Below are 20,425 nucleotides of genomic sequence, written 5' to 3'. Positions count from 1 at the left end.
CCCCCAGACGGGCTGAGTTGTTGCCCGGAACCGGGCGGAAAGCCGAGCTCGGACCGGGCGAAAATCCAGCCCGGCCGGCGTTTGAGGCCACCGCGCGAAGCGCGGAAAGGGGGCCCGGGGCGCCAGCCCCGGTTACGGGAAGGGGCGGGGTGGGGTGGGGGCTACGCCGCCGCGCCCAGCGCCACGAACCCGCAGATCAGCACCGCCAGAATCACCAGCAACGGCCACACGAACCGCAAATACTTGTCGTACCCCACCTTCGCCAGCGCCACCCCGCCCATGATCACCGCCGTCGTCGGCACCCACAGGTTCATCAGACCGCTCGCCGCCTGCCAGGCCGTCACCACCACCGTCCGCCCCACGTCCGCGAAGTCCGCCAGCGGCGCCAGGATCGGCATCGCCAGCGTCGCGTGGCCCGAGGTCGAGGGGATCAGGAAGGCCAGCGGGAGGTTGACCAGGAAGACCATGATGCCGAAGAACGCGCCCGGCGTGCCGGAGACGACGCCCTCGATGGAGTGCAGCACCGTGTCCGTGATGCGGGCGTTGTTCATGAGGACCGTGACGCCCCGCGCCAGGACGATCGTCAGCGCGGGCGACATAAAGTCGCCCGCGCCCTTGACGACGACGGCGCTCAGCCGCTGCTCGCCCATCCGCGCGACCACGCCGACGAGCACCGACGCGACCAGGAAGAGGGCCGCCAACTGGGCGAACGACCAGCCCAGTTCCCAGCCGTAGGGCGTCGCGTCCGCCTTGCCCGTGAGCGCGCTCGCCCAGGGGATCACCGAGAAGATCATAAAGACGAAGACCACGGTGACGATCACGAGGACAGCCTTCTGCAGCCCGGTCAGCTCCGGGGGCGCCGCCGCCTCCGCCGCCAGCTCCCGGTCGCCGGGCAGGAAGCCCACCATCGAACGGCCGGGGTCGGTCCGCACCCTCCGCGCGTACCGCTGGACGTAGCCGATGGTGACGCCCGTGAGGACGACCCACATCGCGAAGCGCAGCGCGATGCCGTCACCGAGGGAGACCCCGGCGGCCGACGAGGCCACCCCCGTGGCGAAGGGGTTGACGGTCGAGGCGAGCACCCCGACGCCCGCGCCCAGGATGATCGTGCCGGTGGCGACCATCCGGTCGTAGCCGAGGGCCAGCATCAGCGGCACGATCAGCCCGTAGAAGCCGAGGGTCTCCTCCGCGAAGCCCTCGACCGTGCCGAGCAGCGAGAAGACGGTCATGACGGCGGCGATCAGCAGGGCGCCACGGGTGCGCAGCCGGTGGGCGAGCCGTTCGATGCCCCGGTCCAGGGCGCCGGTGGCGAAGACGACAGTGATGAACGCGCCGATGGCGAGGACGAAGAGGAAGACGCCCGCGCTGCCGTAGAGCGCGCCGACCGCGTCCGGGGCGACCTCGCCGGTGCGGGCGTCGCGGATGCCGTACAGGCCGTTGACGGGCGAGAGGAAGAGGTCGCCCAGACGGTGGACGAAGTCGCCGGGCGCGGCCTCGCGGTGGTACGTGCCCTGGACGGGGTTGCCGTCGTCGTTCCGCCGGTAGGTGCCGGAGGGGATGACGAAGGTGAGGATCCAGACGGCGAGGGTGACGAGCGCGAGGACGGTGAGCGCGCTGGGGAAGGTGAAGCGCCCCTCGCCGCCGGCGGCCGCGCCCCCGTTCCCATCCGCGCCGCCGTCGGCGCCGCTTCCCACCGGCCCCTCGCCGCCCGTGTCGTCCTCCCGGTCGGGCGCGCCGTCCCCGGCTTGCTGGTCCACGACGGAACACCCCTCCGCGCTTCTGGCGGTTGTTTTGCGCCGATTGTGGCGTAAAACGGAGGTATCTCCCTAGTCGCCACGCACGGACCGGCGTGCTCCGAGGTGGTTGAACGCGAGGTTGAGGACGACGGCCGTCAGACAGCCGGCGCTGACGCCCGAATCCAGGACGATCTTCAGGGTCTCGGGGACGGCCGCGTCGTCGTAGAAGGACCCGGAGACCACGGGAATCAGGCCGACGCCGAGCGAGACGGCGGCGATCAGGAGGTTGTCACCCTTGTCGAGGCCCGCCTTCACCAGGACTCCGACGCCGCTGGCGGCGACCGTGCCGAAGAGCACGATGCCCGCACCGCCCAGCACCGGGCGGGGCACGACGGCGATGAGCGAGGCGAACGCGGGGCTCAGGCCCAGCAGCAGGAACATCAGCCCGCAGGCGGCGACGACGAAGCGGCTGCGCACCCGGGTGAGGGCGACCAGGCCGATGTTCTGGGCGAAGGCGCTGTTCGCGAAGCCGTTGAAGAACGGCCCGACGGCGGTGCCGAGGGTGTCCGCGCGCAGCCCGCGCGCGATGACCTCCTCGTCCGCCGCCCGGCCCACGATCTCCCCGAGCGCGAGCATGTCCGCGGTGCTCTCCGTCATGCAGACGAGCATCAGGACGCACATGGACACGATCGCCGACACGGCGAAGTGGGGCGCGCCGAAGTGGAAGGGGACGGGAAACCCGACGAGGTGGGCGTGGGCGGCGGGATCCAGGTCGACGGCGCCGGCCGGAACGGCGATCAGGGTGCCGGCGACCAGGCCCAGCAGGATGGCGATCTGCTGGAGAAAGCCCCGGAGCAGCCGGCGCAGCAGCAGCACGATCACCAGGGTGGCCCCGGCCAGGCCGAGGCCGGTCGGGGACGCGGGCCGGTCGCCGCCGTCCTGGATCCACTTGAAGGCGACCGGCAGCAGCGAGAGGCCGATCAGGGTGATGACGGTGCCGCTGACCAGGGGCGGGAAGAAGCGGACGAGCCGGCAGAAGTAGGGGGCGAGGAGGAAGCCGAGCGCGCCCGCCACCATGACCGCGCCGTAGATGACCGGGAGGGCGTCCCGCGGGTCGGCCTGGGCGCCGACGACGGCGAGCATCGGGGGGACGCCCGCGAAGGACACCCCGTTGACGAACGGCAGCCGGGCGCCGACCTTCCAGAAGCCGATGGTCTGGAGCAGGGTGGCGATCCCCGCGGTGAACAGCGCCGCGCCCACCAGGAAGGTGATCTCCGTCGGGGACAGGCCGATGGCGGCGCCGACGACGAGGGGCGGGGCGACGACCCCGGCGTAACTCGCGGCGAGGTGCTGGAAGCCGCCGGCGAGGAGTTTGGTGAGGGGTGGGAGGTGGTCGACGGGGTGGGGGGCGGGGCGTTGTTCCGGGGCCGGGTCGGGGGTTCGCTCGCTGGAACCGTGCACGGTGGCCATGGCGGGTCCTCTTGTCGGTGACCGATGGGTGCCCGCCCCCGGGCGGGGGATTTTTCCCCACCCCGCCCCTTCCCGGAACCGGGGCTCCGCCCCGGACCCCGGTCCTCAAACTCCCCCAGCTACCGCTGGGAGGTGCCCCCAGACGGGCTGAGTTGTTGCCCGGACCGGGCGGAAACTTCAGCTCCGGACAGGGGCGAAATCCAGCCCGTCCGGCGATTGAGGACACCGCGCGTCAGCGCGGCCGGGGGCCTGGGGGCGAAGCCCCCAGTTCCGGGAAGGGGCGGGTAGGGGAAAACCCGCCGGAGGCGCGCAAAGTGCGGGCCGGAGCGCCACCGGTCACAACCGGCCACGCCCCGGCCCGCCACCCGTGGGCCGCAGCCCACGGGCCCGGCCGAGGGCCGTCCCCCTCGACCAAGTCCGGAAGGGCGGACGCGTGGCGGGACAGAAGGGTGAGACCCTCAGTCCCCCGCCGCGATCCGCGCCAGCCGCCGCGCCTCCGCACGCGCCTCCCGCGCCACCTCCTCCTCGTCCACCGTCACCAGCCGCCCGTCCTCGACGACCGCCCGGCCGTCGACGAGGGACAGGGTGACGGGCGCGGCGGCGCCGAGGACGAGGGCGGCGACCGGGTCGGCGATGGAGGAGTGGCCTAGGCCGTCGACCTTCCACAGCACGAGGTCGGCGAGCTTGCCGGGCTCCAGCGAGCCGGTCTCCCCGGCCCTGCCGAGAACCTGCGCGCCGCCGTACGTGCCCAGCCGCAGGGCCTGACGGACGCTCAGGGCGTCGGCGCCGCCGGCGAGCCGGTGGACGAGCAGGGTGTTGCGCAGCTCGGTGTGGAGTTCGCCGGTCTCGTTGGAGGCGGTGCCGTCCACGCCGAGCCCCACGGGCACCCCGGCCTTGAGCAGCGCGGGGACGGGGGCGGTGCCGGCCGCGACGCGGGCGTTGGAGGACGGGCAGTGGGCCACTCCCGTGCCGGTGCGGGCGAACGCCTCGATGTCGGCGTCGCCCATGTGGACGCAGTGGGCCATCCACACGTCGTCGCCGAGCCAGCCCGTGGACGCGAGGTAGTCCGTGGGGCCCATCCCGAAGAGCTCCTTGCAGAACCGCTCCTCCTCGACGGTCTCCGAGCCGTGGGTGTGCAGGCGCACGCCCTTGCGGCGGGCGAGCTCCGCGGCCTCGCGGAGCAGTTCGGTGGAGACGGAGAAGGGCGAGCAGGGGGCGACCCCGACGCGGAGCATCGAGTCGAAGCCCGGGTCGTGGTGGGTGTCGATGGCCTCCTCGGTGGCGATCAGTGCCGCCTCGGTGGTCTCGACGGCGAAGTCGGGCGGCAGCCCGCCGGCCGACTCGCCGCGGTCCATCGAGCCCCGGGTGGGGTGGAAGCGGACGCCCATCTCCCGGGCGGCCCGGATCTCGGCACCGAGGAGGTCGCCGGCGCCCTTCGGGAAGACGTAGTGGTGGTCCATGGCGGTGGTGACGCCGCCGCGGACCATCATCGCGAGGGAGCCCCGGGCGGCGGCGTGGACCATCGGCTCGTCGATGCGCGCCCAGATGGGGTAGAGGGTCACGAGCCAGTCGAAGAGGGCGGACTCCTGGGCGAGGCCGCGGGTGAGCCATTGGTAGAAGTGGTGATGGGTGTTGACCAGGCCGGGGGTGGCGAGGTGGCCGGTGCCGTCGACGCGCCGGACGACCCGGTCGAGGCCCTCGGGGGCCGCTCCCGGGCCCACCGATTCGATGCGGTTGCCGGCGACGACGACATGGCCCGAGGCGTATTCGGTGTCCTGGGCGTCGACGGTGGCGACGGCACAGTTCTCGATGACGATCCGGTCCACGGGTGCGGACCGGGGGCCGGTGGAACTTGTGGGACCGGTGGGGGCTGACGGGGGTGCTGCCACGGCGATTCCTCGTTCTCGGTTCACGGAAGGTTCGCGGTTCACGGGGGCTCGTGGGCCACGGAGAGCGTGGTCCACGGAGGTTCGTCAGTCACGAGGCTCGCGGGCCACGGAGAGCGTGGTCCACGAACGCACGTGGGTTCACAGACACACGTGGTTCACAGACACACGTGGTTCAACAGACACACGTGGTTCAACAGACGCACGTGATTCACGGAAGGTTCGTCAGGTCCACCGGGATGGCGGCCTCCGCGCCCTCCCGCAGGACGGTCGCCTCGATGAGCCCGTACGGCCGGTCGGCGGCGTAGTACACCTCGTTGTCGTTCTTCAGGCCGAACGGCGAGAGGTCCACCAGGAAGTGGTGCCGGTTGGGGAGCGAGAGGCGGATCTCGTCGACCTCCGGGAGGTTGTCGACGACCCGCGCGCCCATGGCGTAGAGGGTCTGCTGGAGCGAGCGGGAGTAGGTGTCGGCGAAGGCGCGCAGCAGGTGGCCGCGGATGGCCGCGTAAGCGGCGTCCCAGTCGGGCTCGGTGTCCTCGCCGCCGGTCCAGGCGTACCGCCAGCGGGCGTGCACCTGGGTGGCGAGGATGCGGTCGTCGGTCTCCGGGAGCGTGGTGTAGCGGTCCTTGACGTAGCCGCGGAACTCCGAGTCGGTGGTGTTGAGGACCACGAGGTCCTTGAGCCCGGAGACGACCCGCAGGGCCGTGCCGTCGAAGGATATCTGCGCGGTGCGGGTCTCCTGCCCGGTGCGGACGAAGGAGTGCTCGCCGGGGCCGTCGCAGGCGATCCGCTCCCAGGCGTACTCCTCGATCCGGATCCGGGCGGCCGTGACCGGGCCCTGGCTGCCGACGAAGTGGCGGGCGAGGTGGGCGCCGAACCGCTCGGCGGAGTCGATGCCGTGTTCCTTGGCGAAGGCGAACACGGTGTTCTTGGTGGCGTCGGTCGTCAGGACGTGGGCGTTGGAGCCGGTGAGGTGGACGGCGTCCATGTCACCGGAGAGCGAGACGGAGACGCTGAGGTCCTTGAGGTGATGGACGGCTCCGTCCCGGGTGACCTTCAGGACGCGGTTCTCGGCTTTGCCGTACTGGTTCTGGCCAAGGACGGGCATGCTAGCTCCCTCGGTATACGGAGTAGCCGTACGGGCTGAGCAGCAGCGGTACATGGTGGTGTTCGCCGGGCGCGACGGTGAAGTCGACCGTCACCTCTGGGAGGAAGGGCGTGCCTCCCCCGGCGCGGCCGGAGAGGTAGGGCCCGGTCGCGAAGCGGAGCCGGACGCGGGCGGTGCCCGCCGGCAGCGCCGGGAGGTCCCCGCAGCGGCCGTCCGCGTCGGTGGTCGAGCCGCCGAGCGCGGCCCAGGCCCCGGCCTCGCCGCCGGCGGCGTCGGCGCCCCGTGCGGAGAGCTCGACGGCGACTCCTCCGGCGGGCCGGCCGAGGGCCGTGTCCAGGATGTGGGTGGACACCGTGGCGGCCGGGTGGTCGGTGCTCATGGCGGGCTCCCGTCGGTCGGGGGTCGGTCGGGGGCGCCGCCGGGCGCGGTGACGAGCCCGGCGAGCCTGATGCGGTTGATCTTCCCGAGTTCCCGTCTGACGATCTCGCGCTCGTGTTCCGGCGTGTTGTCGATCCGGTGACGAACGGCGTCCCGCAGTTGTACGGCGGTGAGGCCGGTGGCGCAGACGAGGAAGACGTGTCCGAACCTCTCCTGGTAGGCGAGGTTCAGTTCGAGCATCTCCGCCCTGAGCGCGGCGGGGGCGTCCGCCATTCCGCGCTGTTCGCGGGCCGATGCCGGGTCGCCGGGGGTGGGGCGGCCGATCGGCGGGTGCCCGGCCGTCGCCTCGGCGAGGTCGGCCGGGGCCAGGGCGGCCAGGGCGGCGTCACCGGCCTCGTACAGGGCGGCCGGGCCGGGGTAGGGGCGCCGGGCGAGGACCGCCTCGACCCAGGCGCCCGAGGCGCAGACCGCGCGCAGCGCGGCCCGGGCCGCGTCGTCCTCCGCCGTGTTGAACCGGGTGAGCCCCGGCGTCGAACTCGAAGTCACGGGAGCCTCCGTGGCCGCTGCCGATGAGCTTGAGCGTGAACGGACCGCACACGACCGCCGGGCGTGAACGGGCTGCGCATAGCTAACGCCCTCGGAAACACCCCGTCAACACTTTGTTGAAATTACTCACCGCTCCGGGTGGTCTTTCCCGGATCGGCTTCCCGGTTGAGGTAGTTGTAGATGGTGAAGCGGCTGACGCCCAGCGCCGCGGCCACCCTCTCCACGCCATGGCGTACGGAGAACGCGCCGCGCGCCTCCAGGGTCCGTACGACCGACTGCTTGGCGCGGCGGTCCAGTTCGGCCAGCGGCAGGCCGTGCCTGCGCTCCAGTTCGGCCAGGATGTGGTCCAGCGAGTCGGACAGGTGCGGCAGCCGCACGGCCACGACCTCGCGCCCCTCCCACGACAGCACCACGTCGTCGCCGCGGGCCTCGCCGGGCTCGATCAGCTCGCCGCCCATGGCGTCGACGAGCGGTCTGACCGCCGCCCTGAACGGGTGTTCGGCCGCGCCGGTCACGCCCCCTCCCCCGGTACGACGTTGACCTGGAGGGAGACGCGGGTGGCGCCCGCCCGGAGGGACTCGCGCAGCAGCTCGCCGACGGCGGCCAGCACCTCCTCCGATCCGCCCTCGGCGCTGGTGCCGAACGGGCCGACGTCCACGGCGTCCAGTTCGGCGGCCCGCACCGCGTCGCGAGCCGCCACCGCGTGCGGTGGCGGCTCGTCGAGATCGAACGGCTCGGTTGTGAACTCCACTCTCAATCGCACCATGGCCCCACCGTAGCGGGGTGGCTGACCTGCGCGTTCAGCCTCTGGCCGACGCCATCTCCCGCTGGGGTGCCGCCAGCCGGCCCGCCGCACCGGCGTCCTCGGGCGCGGGCGCCGTGACCTGGACGGCGTCGAGCAGCCCCGGGAAGCGGAGGTCGATGTCCGTGCGGCGGAGCGAGATCACCCGCGAGGTGCCCCGGATCTCCGTCGCCATCAGCCCCGACTCCCGCAGTACCTTCAGGTGGTGCGAGAGCGTGGACTTCGCGATCGGGTAGCTGAGCCGTCCGCAGACCATCGGGCCACCCTCGTACAAGGTGCGGGCGATGTCCCGGCGGATGGGATCGCTCAGGGCATGCAGGACCTTGTTCAGGGAGATCTCCCCACGGTCGGGGTGGAACAGTTCAGCACGCACGGCCGGCCTCCTCGTCGATGTTGCTCGTTTCGGTGTCCGCAACCGGCCGCCGCCACCACATCCGGACCGCGGCGCCCTGCCCCCGCTACTCAAGTTCGACAACTTGCGAACTTGAGGCATCGTAGCGGAAGCGGTCACTCACGAGGCATCACCCACACAGCGGCCGAAGCGCCGGGGCGGAGAAGGGGTGTGAACGGACGGCGCGGACGGCATCCGCGGGGGTTCGGATGCCGTCCGCCGTCCCGTACGGCGCGCCGCGGCCTCCCGGCCGCCCCTTGCGCGCTCCCACTCCTCGACAATATTCGATGTTCGCCGAAGTTCGCAAGAGTCCGCCTGACCGCACATCAGAAGAAAGCCCCCGGGCGGCGGTCCGACCCTTGACACCCTCTCGATTCGGCGGGCACGCTTCCATTGAGCAGAATTTAACTTCCGCATTACGGAAGGAATGGCGTTCCATGGGCCCTCATGAGCCGCGTTTCAATGTGAACCTCTCCATCCTCTTCACCGAACTTCCTCTTCTGGAACGTCCGGCTGCCGCTGCGGCGGCGGGTTTCACCGCCGTGGAGCTGTGGTGGCCCTGGCCCGGGGTGGCGGTGCCCGCCCCGGCCGAACGCGACGCCCTGCGGCGGGCGCTGGACGACGCCGGCACCCGGCTGGTCGGGCTGAACTTCTACGCGGGGCTGCTGCCGGGCCCGGACCGGGGCGTGCTCTCCCTGCCCGGCGCCGGCTCGGACGACTTCCGCGCCAACCTCGACGTGGCCGCCGACTTCGCGGCCCGCACCGGCTGCACCGCGCTCAACGCCCTCTACGGCAACCGCGTCCCGGGGGTCGGCCACGCGGCGCAGGACGCCCTGGCCCTGGAGAACCTGGTGCGCGCCGCCCGCGCCGCGGACCGGGCGGGGGCCGTCCTCCTGATCGAGGCGCTCAACGCCACCGAGTCCCCGGACTACCCCGTCGTCACCTCGGCCCGCGCGGTCGGACTGGTCGAGGAGGTGAACGCGGCGAGCGGGCTCGGCAACGCACGCTTCCTGATGGACCTCTACCACCTGTCCATGGGCGGCGAGGACCTGCCCGCCGTCATCGAGCGGTACGCGGGGGTGACCGGGCACGTGCAGATCGCGGACAACCCCGGGCGCGGGGAACCGGGCTCCGGGGCACTGGACTTCGGCGCGCTCCTCGGCCACCTGGACAAGGCGGGCTACGACGGCTGGGTGGGGCTGGAGTACCGCCCTTCCGGGGCCAGTGCCGACAGCTTCGGCCGGCTGGACGCGCTCGGCCGCCGCGCGGGCTGAGTGACCACGCCGCCGCACCCCGCCCGCCCCCCCCCGAGGACTTCGCAAGGCTCCCACGAGACCCCACGAGAAGGGCCCTCCGCATGCCCACCGCACTCCCGCACGTCGCCTGGATCGGCCTCGGCGTCATGGGCTCGCCCATGTCCGAGCACCTGATCAAGGCCGGATACCCGGTCACCGGGCACACCCTGGAGGCGCACAAGCTCGACCGGCTCGCCGCCGCCGGCGGCACCCCCGCGGCCTCGGTCGCCGAGGCGGTCCGCGGCGCCGACGTGATCGTCACCATGCTCCCGGCCGACCCGCAGGTCGAGGCGGTCGCCCTCGGCGCCGACGGCGTCCTCGCCCACGCCCGGCCGGGCGCGCTCCTGATCGACATGTCGACCGTGGCCCCGCGCACCTCCGTCGCCCTCGCCGAGGCCGCCGCGGCCGGCGGCAAGGGCGTCCGCGTCCTCGACGCCCCCGTCTCCGGCGGCGAGGCCGGGGCCGTGGAGGGGGCGCTGTCCGTCATGGTGGGCGGCACGGCGGCGGACTTCGCCGCCGCGAAGCCGCTCCTCGGCACCTTCGGCACGACCGTCGCGCGATGCGGCGGCCACGGCGCCGGCCAGACCGTGAAGGCCGCCAACCAGCTGATCGTCGCCGTCACCCTCCAGGCGTGCGCGGAGGCCGTCGTACTGCTGGAGAAGTCCGGTGTGGACCTCGCCACCGCACTGGACGTGCTCGGCGGCGGCCTGGCCGGCTCGGCCGTCCTCAGCCGCAAGCGGCGGAACTTCCTCACCCGCGAGTACGCCCCCGGCTTCCGCGTCGACCTGCACCACAAGGACATGGGCATCGTCACCGACGCCGCGCGCGCCGTCGGCGCCGCCCTCCCGCTCGGGAGCGCCGCCGCGACCCTGATGGCCTCGGCCCGCGCGCGCGGCGACGGCGGCCTGGACCACTCGGCGCTGCTGCGCGGCGTCGAGCTGCTGTCGGGGACGGCGTCATGACCACCGCCCCGGCGTACGGGGACCGCGCGGCATCCAGGCGCCCGGCCGTCGCCCGGATGCCCGCCATGGAGGCGGCCGTACGCATCATGAAGGACGAGGGCGTCGACATCGCCTTCGGCTGCCCCGGGGCCGCCGTCCTGCCGTTGTACAAGGCGATGGAGACCGTGGGCGGCATCGAGCACCTCATCGTCCGGCACGAGGAGGGCGCGACGCACATGGCCGACGGGTGGGCCCGTACCAACGGCCGCGTCGGCGTCGCCCTCGCCACGTCCGGGCCCGGCGCCACCAACCTCGTCACCGGGCTCTACACCGCGTTCGCGGACTCCGTGCCGATGGTGTGCGTCACCGGGCAGGCCGCCTCCGCCAAGCTGCACCAGGAGGCGTTCCAGGCGGTCGACATCGTGGAGATCGTCCGGCCGGTCACCAAATGGGCCACGCAGATCAAGGAGGCCGCGCAGATCCCCTGGGCCTTCCGGGAGGCGTTCCGCACCGCCCGCGAGGGACGGCCGGGCCCGGTGCTGATCGACATCCCGGTCGACCTCGCCCGGCACGAGATCCGCTACGACCCCGCCCTCGACGCCCGGCTGCCGGTCGCGGCCGTCGCGCCGCACCCACCGCGCGTCGAGGCCGCCCTGGATCTGCTGCTGGCCTCCGAACGGCCGCTGGTGCTGGCCGGCGGCGGGGTGATCCTCGCCGAGGCGGCGGCCGAGCTGCGCGCGCTGGTCGAGTACCTGCGGGTGCCGTTCCAGGTCACGCTCATGGGCAAGGGCGTCATCGAGGACGACCACGAGCTCAACATGGGCACCACCGGCATCCAGACCTCCCAGCGGTACGCCAACGCGTCCTTCCTGGAAGCGGACTTCGTGCTCGCCGTCGGCGCCCGTTTCGGCGACCGGCACACGGGCGGCGACCTCTCCGTCTACCGGGGCGGGCGGACGTTCGTCCACGTCGACATCGAACCGTCCCAGCTGGGCAAGGTCATCGAACCGGAGCTCGGCATCGTCTCCGACGCCCGGCTGTTCCTCGCCGCCCTGCTGGCCGCGGCCCGGGCCCGGGCCGCCGCCCGGGCGCCCCTCGCCTCCTGGGAGCCGTGGACCGCGCGCTGCCGGACGCTCAAGCGCACCCTCACCCGCCGCGAGGACTTCGACACCGTTCCCGTCAAGGCGCCCCGCGTCTACAAGGAGATCAACGAGATCTTCGGCGAGGACACCTACTTCGTCACCGCCATCGGGCTCTACCAGATCTGGGGCGGCCAGCATCAGAAGGCCCACCGGCCCCGTCACTACCAGGTCTGCGGCCAGGCCGGCCCGCTCGGCTGGGAGCTCCCGGCCGCCATCGGGGTGAAGAAGGCGCTCCAGGGGATGGGCCGGGGCGACACCGAGGTCGTGGGCATCGTGGGCGACTACGGCTTCCAGTACACGGTCGAGGAGCTGGCGGTCGCCGCGCAGTACGACATCCCCTGCGTGCTGATCATGCTGAACAACGCCTACCTCGGCCTCATCCGCCAGGCGTCGGCCGGGTACGGCATGAACTACCAGGTCGACATCCACTACGACGAGACCGGCACCAATCACGTCAAGCTGATGGAGGCGTACGGCTGTTCAGGCAGGCGCGTGGTGGACCCGGCGGACATCCGGCCCGCCGTCGAGTGGGCCCGGGAGCGGGCGGCGGCGACCTCACGGCCGGCACTGGTCGAGATCCTCATCGAGCGCGAGGCGAACACCCCGCACGGCCCGGACATCGACGCCGTCCGGGAGTTCGAGCCCCCGCCCGCCGGCTGAGACCGCGAGGGGGTGACGACCTCCCGTGCCGCCCCCGGAGCACGGGCGGCACGGGTGCGGCGGTGACCCCGGCGTCCCCGCACGCCCCCGCGCCACCGCCGTCCGGCACTCCTCCGGCGGGCGCCGGGGGCGTGCCCGTCCGCTTCGGCATTCGCTCCCCCAGCGCGCCCGCATCGTGGACGATGGGCCCGTACTCATCCCCTGCGGACTACGTTGCTGGAGCCGAAGATGGCCAAGAGCGTGCCGGTTCACTGCCCGACGTGTCGTCGGGAGCACTCCTTCACCCCGCCCACCTTCCCTTGCGCCTGCGGCGCACCCCTCACCCTTCCCGTCCTTCCCGACGCCACACCGGAGTTACTGGCCCACCGCACGTGGCGCGACTCCTGGGTGGCCGTGCGCTGCCCCTCCTGCGACCGCCAGGACCAGTGGCCGCGACCGGAGTTCGGCTGCTCGTGCGGCACCGTGGTGCGGCTTCCGGTGCAGCCGGTGCGCGAGCCCTCGACGGACTCGGGCCCGCCGGCGCCCGCGGCGCTGCGGCCCGAATTCCGCCCGGTCGCCATCCGCACCGCGGAGGACGCGGTGGTGGCGGCCGAGCGCTATCTCACCTGGCTGGGGTTCACGGGCGTCACCCGTCCGGGTGTGGCTCCCGACTCCGGTGTTGACCTGCGCGGTGTGGGCCTGGTCGCCCGGGTCGACCCGACGACCCTGCCCACGTCCCTGCGCGCCGTGGAGTGTCTGTGGCTGCACGGTCTGATCGATTCCGCGTCGGGCGTCTTCTTCTCCCTGGCGGGCTACGAGCGCGAGGGCCGGGCCCGCGCGGACGAGCTGGGCATGCCCCTCTTCGTGATGGACCTGACCGGCACCCCGCAGCCGCTCAACGGCCCGGCCGACGCACTGCTCGAACAGGGCCCGAACTGACCGCCGGAACCGCGAACCTCAATTCTTCCTCTGAACCGGCGCCGTTCGATGGCGAGTTGGGGACCACGGGCGGAAACTCTGTTGTGGGCCCGCGAAACGTACGGGGGATCGCGGGCCCTCCACGCCAGGTCTGTCCGGCGGGTCAAGGGGAAGTCCCGCCGGGCAGGTCCTAGGGCGTCACGGTTAGGGCGTCACGGCCGTCTCCAGGACCGCGGTGGCCTGCTCCCGCAGCTCCACCTTGCGGACCTTGCCGCTGACCGTCATCGGGAACTCCCGCAGCACCCGCAGATGGCGGGGCACCTTGTAGTGCGCGAGCCGGCCCCGGCAGTACCGGGCGAGCTCGTCACGGGTGAGGGTGTCGGCGGGGTCGCGGAGGATCACACAGGCCATGATCTCCTCGCCGTACTTCTCGTCGGGGACGCCGACGACCTGCACATCGGCGATCTTGGGATGGGTGTAGAGGAACTCCTCGATCTCCCTGGGGTAGACGTTCTCCCCACCCCTGATGATCATGTCCTTGATGCGGCCGACGATCCGGACGTAGCCGTCCTCGTCCATCATCGCGAGGTCACCGGTGTGCATCCAGCGGTCCTCGTCCACGACCTCGGCGGTGCGTTCGGGCTCCTCCCAGTAGCCGAGCATCACCGAATAGCCGCGGGTGCACAGCTCCCCCGGCTCACCGCGGCCGACGGTGTCCCCGGTCGCCGGGTCGACGACCTTGACCTCGATGTGCGGCAGCACCCGGCCGACGGTGCCGGTGCGCCGCGCCAGGTCGTCGTCGCGCCGGGTCTGGGTGGAGACCGGTGAGGTCTCCGTCATCCCGTAGCAGATGGCGACCTCGGCCATGTGCATCTCGGTGACCACCCGCTTCATCACCTCCTCCGGGCAGGGCGAGCCGGCCATGACCCCGGTGCGCAGCGCGGAGAGGTCGTGGGCGGCGAAGCCGGGGAGGCCCAGCATCGCGATGAACATGGTGGGGACGCCGTAGAGCGAGGTACAGCGCTCGTCCTGCACGGCGCGCAGGGTGGCGGCGGGATCGAAGGAGAGGGCGGGGATGACGGCGCAGGCACCGTGCGAGGTGATCGCGAGGTTGCCCATGACCATGCCGAAGCAGTGGTAGAAGGGCACCGGCAGACACACCCGGTCGGTCTCGGTGTAGCCGAGGAGCTCTCCGACGAAGTAACCGTTGTTGAGGATGTTGTGGTGGGAGAGGGTGGCGCCCTTGGCGAAGCCCGTGGTGCCCGAGGTGTACTGGATGTTGACGGGGTCGTGGCAGCCGATCCGCGCCTCGCGCTCGGCGAGCCGCGCGGGATCCACCCCCTCACCGAGGCGGACGAGCCCGGCCCAGGTGGGGTCGTCGATATATACGACGTCGCGCAGGGCGGGGCAGTCGGCGCGGACCTGTTCGACCATCCTTCGATAGTCGCTGGTCTTGTGTTCGACGGAGGCGACGAGCACGCTCACCCCGGCCTGGCGCAGGACGTAGCCCAGCTCGTGGACGCGGTAGGCGGGGTTGATGTTCACCATGACCGCGCCGACGCGGGCGGTGGCGTACTGGACCATCACCCACTCGGGGCAGTTGACGGCCCAGATCCCGACCCGGTCGCCCTGCGCCACCCCCTTGGCGAGCAGCCCGAGCGCGACCTCCGTGACGGCCCGGCCGAACTCCGCGTAGGTCCAGCGGCGGCCGCTCACCGCGTCGACCAGCGCCTCGCGGTCACCGAACCGTTCGATCGTGAAGGCGAGATCGGCGCCGATGGTGTCTTCGATCAGCGGGACGGAAGTGGTCCCCGCCGTGTACGAGGGTGTGGTCACCGGTGATCTTCCTCTCGGTACTCGTGCCCGCCGCCCCGCGCGGTGCGGTCGCGCAGCTCGACGCGGCGGATCTTGCCGGACACGGTCTTGGGCAGCTCGGCGAACTCCAGGCGGCGCACCCGCTTGTAGGGCGCGAGCGTGGCGCGGGAGTGCGCGAAGAGCGCCTTCGCGGTGGCGGGACCGGGCTCCCAGCCCTCGGCGAGGACGACGTACGCCTTGGGGACGGCGAGCCGCAGCGGGTCGGGAGCGGGGACGACGGCCGCCTCGGCGACGGCCTCGTGCTCCAGGAGGGCGCTCTCCAGCTCGAACGGACTCACCTTATAGTCACTCGATTTGAAGACATCGTCGCCCCGACCCACGTAAGTCAGGTACCCGTCGGCGTCGCGAGAGGCAATGTCGCCGGTGCGGTAGTAGCCGCCCGCCATGGCCTCGGCGGTGCGCTCGGGGTCGCCCTCGTAGCCGGTCATCACCCCGACGGGCCGCTCGCTCAGGTCGAGGGCGATCTCGCCCTCGTCGGCGGGCTCACCGGTGACGGGGTCCAGGAGGACGATGGTGAAGCCGGGGCCGGGGCGGCCCATGGAGCCGGTCTTGAGGGGCTGTCCGGGCGAGTTGGCGATCTGCACGGAGGTCTCGGTCTGGCCGAAGCCGTCCCGGACGGTCATGCCCCAGGCGCGCCGTACGGTCTCGATGACCTCGGGGTTGAGGGGTTCGCCGGCGGCGACGGCCTCGCGCGGCGGGGTGCGCAGCGCGCCGAGGTCGGCCTGGATGAGCATCCGCCAGACGGTGGGCGGCGCGCAGAAGGTCGTCACGCCCGCGCGGTCCATCTCGCTCATCAGCCGGGCGGCGTCGAAGCGGGTGTAGTTGTGCACGAAGACGGTGGCTTCGGCGTTCCAGGGGGCGAAGAGGTTGGACCAGGCGTGCTTGGCCCAGCCGGGCGAGGAGATGTTGAGGTGGACGTCGCCGGGCCGCAGCCCGATCCAGTACATGGTCGTCAAGTGACCGACAGGGTAGGACACATGGGTGTGCTGGACGAGCTTGGGGCGGGCGGTGGTGCCTGAGGTGAAGTAGAGGAGGAGGGGATCGTCGGCGAGGGTGGGGCCGTCGGGGACGAAGACGTCGCCGGGGTGGGTGGTGCCGTCGGGGCCCGCGTGGCCCGTGCCGCCTCCGACCGGGTCGGCGGGCTCGCAGTTCTGGTGGTTCTCGTAGTTCTGGTGATTCTGGTGGTTCTCGTAGTTTTCGTGGTCCTCGTAGGCCAGCCAGGGCGCCGGGGCGCCGCCGCCCACCGCGATCCGGGTGTAGTCGCCGGGGACGTCCGCGAACTTCTCCGTGTCCCCGGTCCTGACGATCACATGGGCGGCCCGGCCGCGCTCGACCCGGTCGGCCAGATCGGCGGTGCCCAGCAGCGGGGTGGCGGGGATGACCACGGCGCGCAGCTTCATCGCGGCGAGGGCGGTCTCCCACAGCTCGGTCTGGTTGCCGAGCATGACGAGGATCCGGTCACCGGCCCGTACGCCCCGCGCGCGCAGCCAGTTGGCGAGCCGGGCCGAGCTCCGGCGCAGGTCGTCGAAGGACCGCCGGGACTCGCTGCCGTCCTCCTCCACGATCCACAGCGCGGTGCGGTCGTTGCCCTCGGCCAGGGCGTCGAACCAGTCGAGCGCCCAGTTGAACTCCCGGGGCCGGGGCCAGACGAAGCCCTCGTACGCCGTCCGGTAGTCGTCCCGGTGGGCCAGCAGGAAGTCCCGGGCCGTCCGGAACTCGTCCGTCGCCGAACCGCTTGTTCCGTCCGCGTCTGTCAGGCTCATAGACGTCACATGTCCTCCATATCGCAGGGCGCGTCGCCGGCCCGCTGGTTAGCATCGTGCGACGGTGATCTGAGTCTCACCACCCCCGGACGGGGGTGGCCGCATTTCATTGGATACGGAGATTCCGACTCCGGGTCCGGACCGGGGAGGCAGTGATGGGGGATGCGGACGGGACCGCGGAGGTGCGGGCGGCGCTGTTACGGATGCGCAGGGGTGCGGGGATCCCGGTGGCCTTCGGCGGGCTGCTGGGTGGCTCACGACAGCTCCGGATATCGAACATGTCCGGCACCGCGACGCCCGCGCTCCGCGGCCTGGCCATCCGCACCGGCAGCGGCCTGGGCGGCAAGGTCGCGGCCCTGGGCCGGCCGCTGTCGGTCACGGACTACCACTCCTCGCACGTCATCACGCACGAGTACGACGCGGCGGTGGCCGCGGAGGGGCTGCGCTCGGTGATGGCGGTGCCCGTCGTCGTACGGGGCCGGGTGCGCGGGGTCCTCTACGGCGCGCTGCGGCGACCCCTCCCGCTCGGCGACCGCGCGCTGACCACGGCGGTGGACGCGGCGCGCGAGCTGGAGCAGGCGCTGGCCGTGCAGGACGAGGCCCTGCGGCTGCTGTCGGTCGCCCATCAGCCGACGACGGCGGACCCGGCGATGTGGGAGGAGGTCCGCGAGGCCCACGGCGAACTGCGGGCCCTAGCCCACCGCGTCACCGATCCGGCCCTCCGCCAGGACCTCCTGACCGCGTGCCGGCGCCTGGCCCTGGCCGCCTCCGGCGGCGTACGGACGGCCGGCGCGGACGGCCCGCACGCCGATCTGTCGCCGCGCGAGATCGATGTGCTGGCGTGCGTGGCCTCGGGCGCGACGAACGCGGGGGCGGCGGAGCGGCTGGGGCTCCGGCCGGAGACGGTCAAGAGCTATCTGCGCTCCGGGATGCGGAAGCTGGGGGTGCACACCCGGCTGGAGGCGGTGGTGGCGGCGCGGAAGGCGGGGGTGCTTCCGTAAGGGCGCGCACCCGCCCCCGTACGCCCCGTACGCGCCCTCCGTCCATCCTTCCTTCCCCCCTCCATCCGGCCCCCCCGTCCGCACTCCGGACAGCGCCCCGGGACCGATGTCAAAGAAGCGTCAAAGGAGTGGCACTCAGGGTCAACAGGCTGTCAATGAGGCGCTTCGGCGGGCGTGGGACGGGCATAGCGTGAGCGGGCCGCACGACGTCACGGGCGGCTCGTCCCACCACGTCCGCGGCATCTCGCACCTCTTCGTCCCGCCGGCCGTACCTCCGGTCGCACGGAACACCGCCGTACCGGCACGTATCGCCTTCCCCGACACCTCTCGATGACTTCCACACCCCTTCGAGGACCGTCATGCACCTGAGCCGTAACCCCGCCGAAGCCGCCGCCATCGCCGCCGTCGACGGCCCGCAGGCCGACGAGGGGGAACCCTCCGAACCGTCCCATCCCGCCGGGCGGGCCCCCGAGCGCGCGCTCTACGTCCCCGTCCGGCCCTGCCCCAGCGGTTTCGCCCTGCGGGTCTTCCGGTCGCCCCTCGGCGACCGGACCGCCGTCGCCTTCACCACCGCGCGACGGCTCTCGGACGTCCTGGGCCCCGGCCAGGTGTCCGTCCGCCTCGCCCTCCCGGCCGTGCGCGCCCTCGCCGCGCCCCTCGGCGTCGCGCTCGTCTCCGTGGATCCCCAGCTCACGGCCCCCGCGGTGCGGTCCGCGCCGGACGGTGTGCCCGAGCAGTTGCCGCCCCTTCCCGGCTGAGCCGGGCGGACCCCACCGACCACGCCGCCCTTCCCCGCTGGAGATCACCATGTCCGTACCCCTCGCCCCCCGTTCCCGTACCCCGCTCCCCGAGGCGCCCGCGCCCGCCGCCGGGGTCTGGCCGGCGTCCACCCGGGTCCTGCCCGGCGGCGACCTGGCCGTCGGCGGCGTACCGCTCGCCGAGCTCGCCGACCGCTTCGGCACCCCTTCCTATGTCATCGACGAGGACGAGGTACGGGCCAGGGCGCGCGCCTGGCGCGCGGCGCTCCCGACCTCCGACGTCGCGTACGCCGGCAAGGCGTTCCTCTCCCGGGCGATGATCCGCTGGATCGAGGAGGAGGGCCTGCACCTGGACGTCTGCTCCGCCGGGGAGCTGGAGCTCGCCGCGCTCGCCGGGTTCCCCGCGGAGCGGATCGTCCTGCACGGCAACGCCAAGAGCCCTGACGACCTGCGGGCCGCGCTGCGCCTGGGCGTGGGCCGCGTCGTCATCGACAGCACCGGCGAGGTGGCCCGGCTCGCCGCGCTGGTGCCGCCGGGCGCCCGTCAGCGGGTGCTGGTGCGGGTGGTGCCGGACGTGGCGGCCGGGGCGCACGCGGCGGTCCGTACGGGGGTGGCGGGCCAGAAGTTCGGGCTGCCGCTCACGGGCGGGGAGGCCGAGGACGCGGTGGCGCGGGTCCTCGGGCAGCACCGGCTCGAACTCACCGGTCTGCACTGCCACCTGGGTTCGCAGATCACCGGCCTCGACCCGTACGTCACGGCGGTGCGGCGGCTCGTCCCGTTCCTGGCCCGGCTGCGCGAGCGCCACGGCGTGACCTTCCCGGAGCTCGACCTCGGCGGCGGTTTCGCGATCCCCTACCGCGAGGGCGAGCCGACCGTCGACCCCCGGGCGTACGCCGAGCGGGTGTGCGGCGAACTCGTCCTGCAGTGCGCCCGGTTCGACCTGCCGGTGCCCCGGCTGACGGTGGAGCCGGGGCGCTGGATCGCGGGCCCGGCGGGCGTGGCGCTCTACCGGGTCCTCGCGGTCAAGCGCACGGGCGAGCGCGTCTTCGTCGCGGTGGACGGCGGGATGAGCGACAATCCGCGCCCGGCGCTGTACGGCGTCCGCTACACCGTCCGGCTCGTGGGCCGCGCGTCCGGCGAGGCACCGCGTGCCATGACGGTGGTGGGCCGGCACTGCGAGGCGGGCGACGTGCTCGCCGAGGACGTGCCGCTGCCCGGTGACATCCGGCCCGGCGACGTCCTGGCGGTGCCGGCCTCCGGGGCGTACCACGTGTCGATGGCGTCCGCGTACAACCTCGTCGGGAGGCCGCCGGTCGCGGCAGTGTCGGGGGGACGGGCGAGGCTGCTGATACGCCGGGAGACGCTGGAGGATCTGCGGAGCAGGGACATGGGGGACTGAGTCGGGCCGGCCCGTCCTCTTCCGGCGATGGGCCAGGGAACCTCCCCGAACCGCACGTCGTGCCGCAGCCCGGGCGCGGAGCCGGTCGAGGCCGGGGCCGAGGTCGTCCGGGTCCGTGGTCTCCCCCGGGCCGGCCCAGGCGTCGAGCGTGATCCAGGCGGCGGCGCCGGCGCGGCCCCACAGAGCGCGCGGGGTGACCTGGACGAGCGGCAGGAGGCCACGTGCGGCGGCCAGGGCCGCAGGGTCGGGTCCGGGCCGGCGGGCGGCGAGCGCGTGGTAGGGGTCCATCGGCGACCGGGCCTGGAGGCCGACCAGGTGCCCGACGGCGTCGAGCGCGGGCAGCGCGGCACGGCGGAGCAGGAGCTGCCGCTCCAGCA

General features: G+C 72.9%; 18 protein-coding genes. 7 read left to right on the top strand and 11 right to left on the bottom strand.

What is annotated here, in order from left to right; genetic code table 11:
- Positions 1–161: 161 nt before the first annotated feature.
- From AF335_RS18555 to AF335_RS18515, 9 genes are all read right to left on the bottom strand, one after another.
- The gene (locus tag AF335_RS18555) at positions 162–1,757 is read right to left on the bottom strand and encodes a YfcC family protein (protein WP_376697847.1); all 1,596 of its coding nucleotides are present in this window, start codon (positions 1,755–1,757) and stop codon (positions 162–164) included.
- A gap of 69 nt (positions 1,758–1,826) precedes the next feature.
- Positions 1,827–3,206 (bottom strand): nucleobase:cation symporter-2 family protein, encoded by a 1,380-nt coding sequence (locus tag AF335_RS18550; protein WP_102919508.1) that lies wholly within the window; start codon positions 3,204–3,206, stop codon positions 1,827–1,829.
- 458 nt (positions 3,207–3,664) lie between these two features.
- Positions 3,665–5,032 carry an 8-oxoguanine deaminase gene (locus AF335_RS18545; protein ID WP_102919507.1) on the bottom strand — a complete coding sequence of 456 codons (1,368 nt, stop codon included), beginning with the start codon at positions 5,030–5,032 and terminating at the stop codon, positions 3,665–3,667.
- 271 nt (positions 5,033–5,303) lie between these two features.
- Positions 5,304–6,200 (bottom strand): factor-independent urate hydroxylase, encoded by an 897-nt coding sequence (gene pucL / locus AF335_RS18540; RefSeq protein ID WP_102919506.1) that lies wholly within the window; start codon positions 6,198–6,200, stop codon positions 5,304–5,306.
- Position 6,201: 1 nt separating this feature from the next.
- Positions 6,202–6,579, bottom strand: a complete 378-nt coding sequence (uraH, locus tag AF335_RS18535; RefSeq protein WP_102919505.1) for a hydroxyisourate hydrolase — start codon at positions 6,577–6,579, stop codon at positions 6,202–6,204.
- Complete coding sequence (uraD, locus tag AF335_RS18530; RefSeq protein ID WP_102919504.1) at positions 6,576–7,124, bottom strand: 2-oxo-4-hydroxy-4-carboxy-5-ureidoimidazoline decarboxylase; 549 nt, start codon at positions 7,122–7,124, stop codon at positions 6,576–6,578. The genes uraH and uraD overlap by 4 nt, the downstream gene beginning before the upstream one ends.
- Positions 7,125–7,246: 122 nt before the next feature.
- Positions 7,247–7,639 (bottom strand): helix-turn-helix domain-containing protein, encoded by a 393-nt coding sequence (locus tag AF335_RS18525; RefSeq protein WP_102919503.1) that lies wholly within the window; start codon positions 7,637–7,639, stop codon positions 7,247–7,249.
- Entirely contained in the window at positions 7,636–7,887 is a 252-nt protein-coding gene (locus AF335_RS18520) for a thiamine-binding protein (protein ID WP_102919686.1), read from the bottom strand. Before AF335_RS18520 ends, AF335_RS18525 begins: the two co-directional genes overlap by 4 nt.
- Positions 7,888–7,924: 37 nt before the next feature.
- Positions 7,925–8,299 (bottom strand): ArsR/SmtB family transcription factor, encoded by a 375-nt coding sequence (locus AF335_RS18515; protein ID WP_244927082.1) that lies wholly within the window; start codon positions 8,297–8,299, stop codon positions 7,925–7,927.
- A 455-nt stretch (positions 8,300–8,754) separates the two neighbouring features.
- Here AF335_RS18515 and AF335_RS18510 point away from each other — a divergent pair, with 455 nt between their 5' ends.
- The 4 genes from AF335_RS18510 to AF335_RS18495 all read left to right on the top strand — a co-directional run bounded on the left by AF335_RS18510 (position 8,755) and on the right by AF335_RS18495 (position 13,273).
- On the top strand, positions 8,755–9,591 hold the full coding sequence (locus tag AF335_RS18510) for a TIM barrel protein (protein ID WP_102919501.1): 837 nt from the start codon (positions 8,755–8,757) through the stop codon (positions 9,589–9,591).
- Positions 9,592–9,674: 83 nt separating this feature from the next.
- Positions 9,675–10,574 carry a 2-hydroxy-3-oxopropionate reductase gene (locus AF335_RS18505; protein WP_102919500.1) on the top strand — a complete coding sequence of 300 codons (900 nt, stop codon included), beginning with the start codon at positions 9,675–9,677 and terminating at the stop codon, positions 10,572–10,574.
- Positions 10,571–12,355 carry a glyoxylate carboligase gene (gene gcl / locus AF335_RS18500; protein WP_228773552.1) on the top strand — a complete coding sequence of 595 codons (1,785 nt, stop codon included), beginning with the start codon at positions 10,571–10,573 and terminating at the stop codon, positions 12,353–12,355. Before AF335_RS18505 ends, gcl begins: the two co-directional genes overlap by 4 nt.
- Before the next feature lie 228 nt (positions 12,356–12,583).
- The gene (locus tag AF335_RS18495; protein WP_102919499.1) at positions 12,584–13,273 is read left to right on the top strand and encodes a hypothetical protein; all 690 of its coding nucleotides are present in this window, start codon (positions 12,584–12,586) and stop codon (positions 13,271–13,273) included.
- Between the two features lie 183 nt (positions 13,274–13,456).
- On the opposite strand, the gene AF335_RS18490 is transcribed toward AF335_RS18495, so the two are convergent.
- On the bottom strand, positions 13,457–15,088 hold the full coding sequence (locus AF335_RS18490) for an AMP-binding protein (RefSeq protein WP_102919498.1): 1,632 nt from the start codon (positions 15,086–15,088) through the stop codon (positions 13,457–13,459).
- A complete protein-coding gene (locus AF335_RS18485; protein ID WP_102919497.1) occupies positions 15,085–16,890 on the bottom strand; it encodes an AMP-binding protein in 1,806 nt (601 codons plus the stop codon). The genes AF335_RS18490 and AF335_RS18485 overlap by 4 nt, the downstream gene beginning before the upstream one ends.
- 155 nt (positions 16,891–17,045) lie before the next feature.
- On the opposite strand from AF335_RS18485, the gene AF335_RS18480 reads away from it, so the two are divergent.
- From AF335_RS18480 to lysA, 3 genes are all read left to right on the top strand, one after another.
- The gene (locus tag AF335_RS18480) at positions 17,046–17,891 is read left to right on the top strand and encodes a helix-turn-helix transcriptional regulator (protein ID WP_102919496.1); all 846 of its coding nucleotides are present in this window, start codon (positions 17,046–17,048) and stop codon (positions 17,889–17,891) included.
- A 359-nt stretch (positions 17,892–18,250) separates the two neighbouring features.
- A complete protein-coding gene (locus AF335_RS18475; RefSeq protein ID WP_221505584.1) occupies positions 18,251–18,649 on the top strand; it encodes an SAV_915 family protein in 399 nt (132 codons plus the stop codon).
- A gap of 49 nt (positions 18,650–18,698) precedes the next feature.
- Positions 18,699–20,048 (top strand): diaminopimelate decarboxylase, encoded by a 1,350-nt coding sequence (gene lysA / locus AF335_RS18470; RefSeq protein WP_102919495.1) that lies wholly within the window; start codon positions 18,699–18,701, stop codon positions 20,046–20,048.
- Positions 20,049–20,425: the final 377 nt, after the last annotated feature.

Origin of the sequence: Streptomyces eurocidicus (assembly GCF_002891295.1) — a bacterium.
Taxonomy (GTDB): domain Bacteria; phylum Actinomycetota; class Actinomycetes; order Streptomycetales; family Streptomycetaceae; genus Streptomyces; species Streptomyces eurocidicus.
The sequence above is the reverse complement of the archived record's forward strand: the minus strand, read 5'-3'. Positions and strand labels throughout refer to the sequence as shown.

Excerpts from the sequence above, each read along its gene's own strand:
- AF335_RS18550 (WP_102919508.1), bottom strand. The coding sequence starts at position 3,206 with ATGGCCACCGTGCACGGTTCCAGCGAGCGAACCCCCGACCCGGCCCCG.
- pucL (WP_102919506.1), bottom strand. The coding sequence starts at position 6,200 with ATGCCCGTCCTTGGCCAGAACCAGTACGGCAAAGCCGAGAACCGCGTC.
- uraH (WP_102919505.1), bottom strand. The coding sequence starts at position 6,579 with ATGAGCACCGACCACCCGGCCGCCACGGTGTCCACCCACATCCTGGAC.
- AF335_RS18510 (WP_102919501.1), top strand. The coding sequence starts at position 8,755 with ATGGGCCCTCATGAGCCGCGTTTCAATGTGAACCTCTCCATCCTCTTC.
- AF335_RS18505 (WP_102919500.1), top strand. The coding sequence starts at position 9,675 with ATGCCCACCGCACTCCCGCACGTCGCCTGGATCGGCCTCGGCGTCATG.
- gcl (WP_228773552.1), top strand. The coding sequence starts at position 10,571 with ATGACCACCGCCCCGGCGTACGGGGACCGCGCGGCATCCAGGCGCCCG.
- AF335_RS18495 (WP_102919499.1), top strand. The coding sequence starts at position 12,584 with ATGGCCAAGAGCGTGCCGGTTCACTGCCCGACGTGTCGTCGGGAGCAC.
- AF335_RS18485 (WP_102919497.1), bottom strand. The coding sequence starts at position 16,890 with ATGAGCCTGACAGACGCGGACGGAACAAGCGGTTCGGCGACGGACGAG.
- AF335_RS18480 (WP_102919496.1), top strand. The coding sequence starts at position 17,046 with ATGGGGGATGCGGACGGGACCGCGGAGGTGCGGGCGGCGCTGTTACGG.
- AF335_RS18475 (WP_221505584.1), top strand. The coding sequence starts at position 18,251 with ATGCACCTGAGCCGTAACCCCGCCGAAGCCGCCGCCATCGCCGCCGTC.
- lysA (WP_102919495.1), top strand. The coding sequence starts at position 18,699 with ATGTCCGTACCCCTCGCCCCCCGTTCCCGTACCCCGCTCCCCGAGGCG.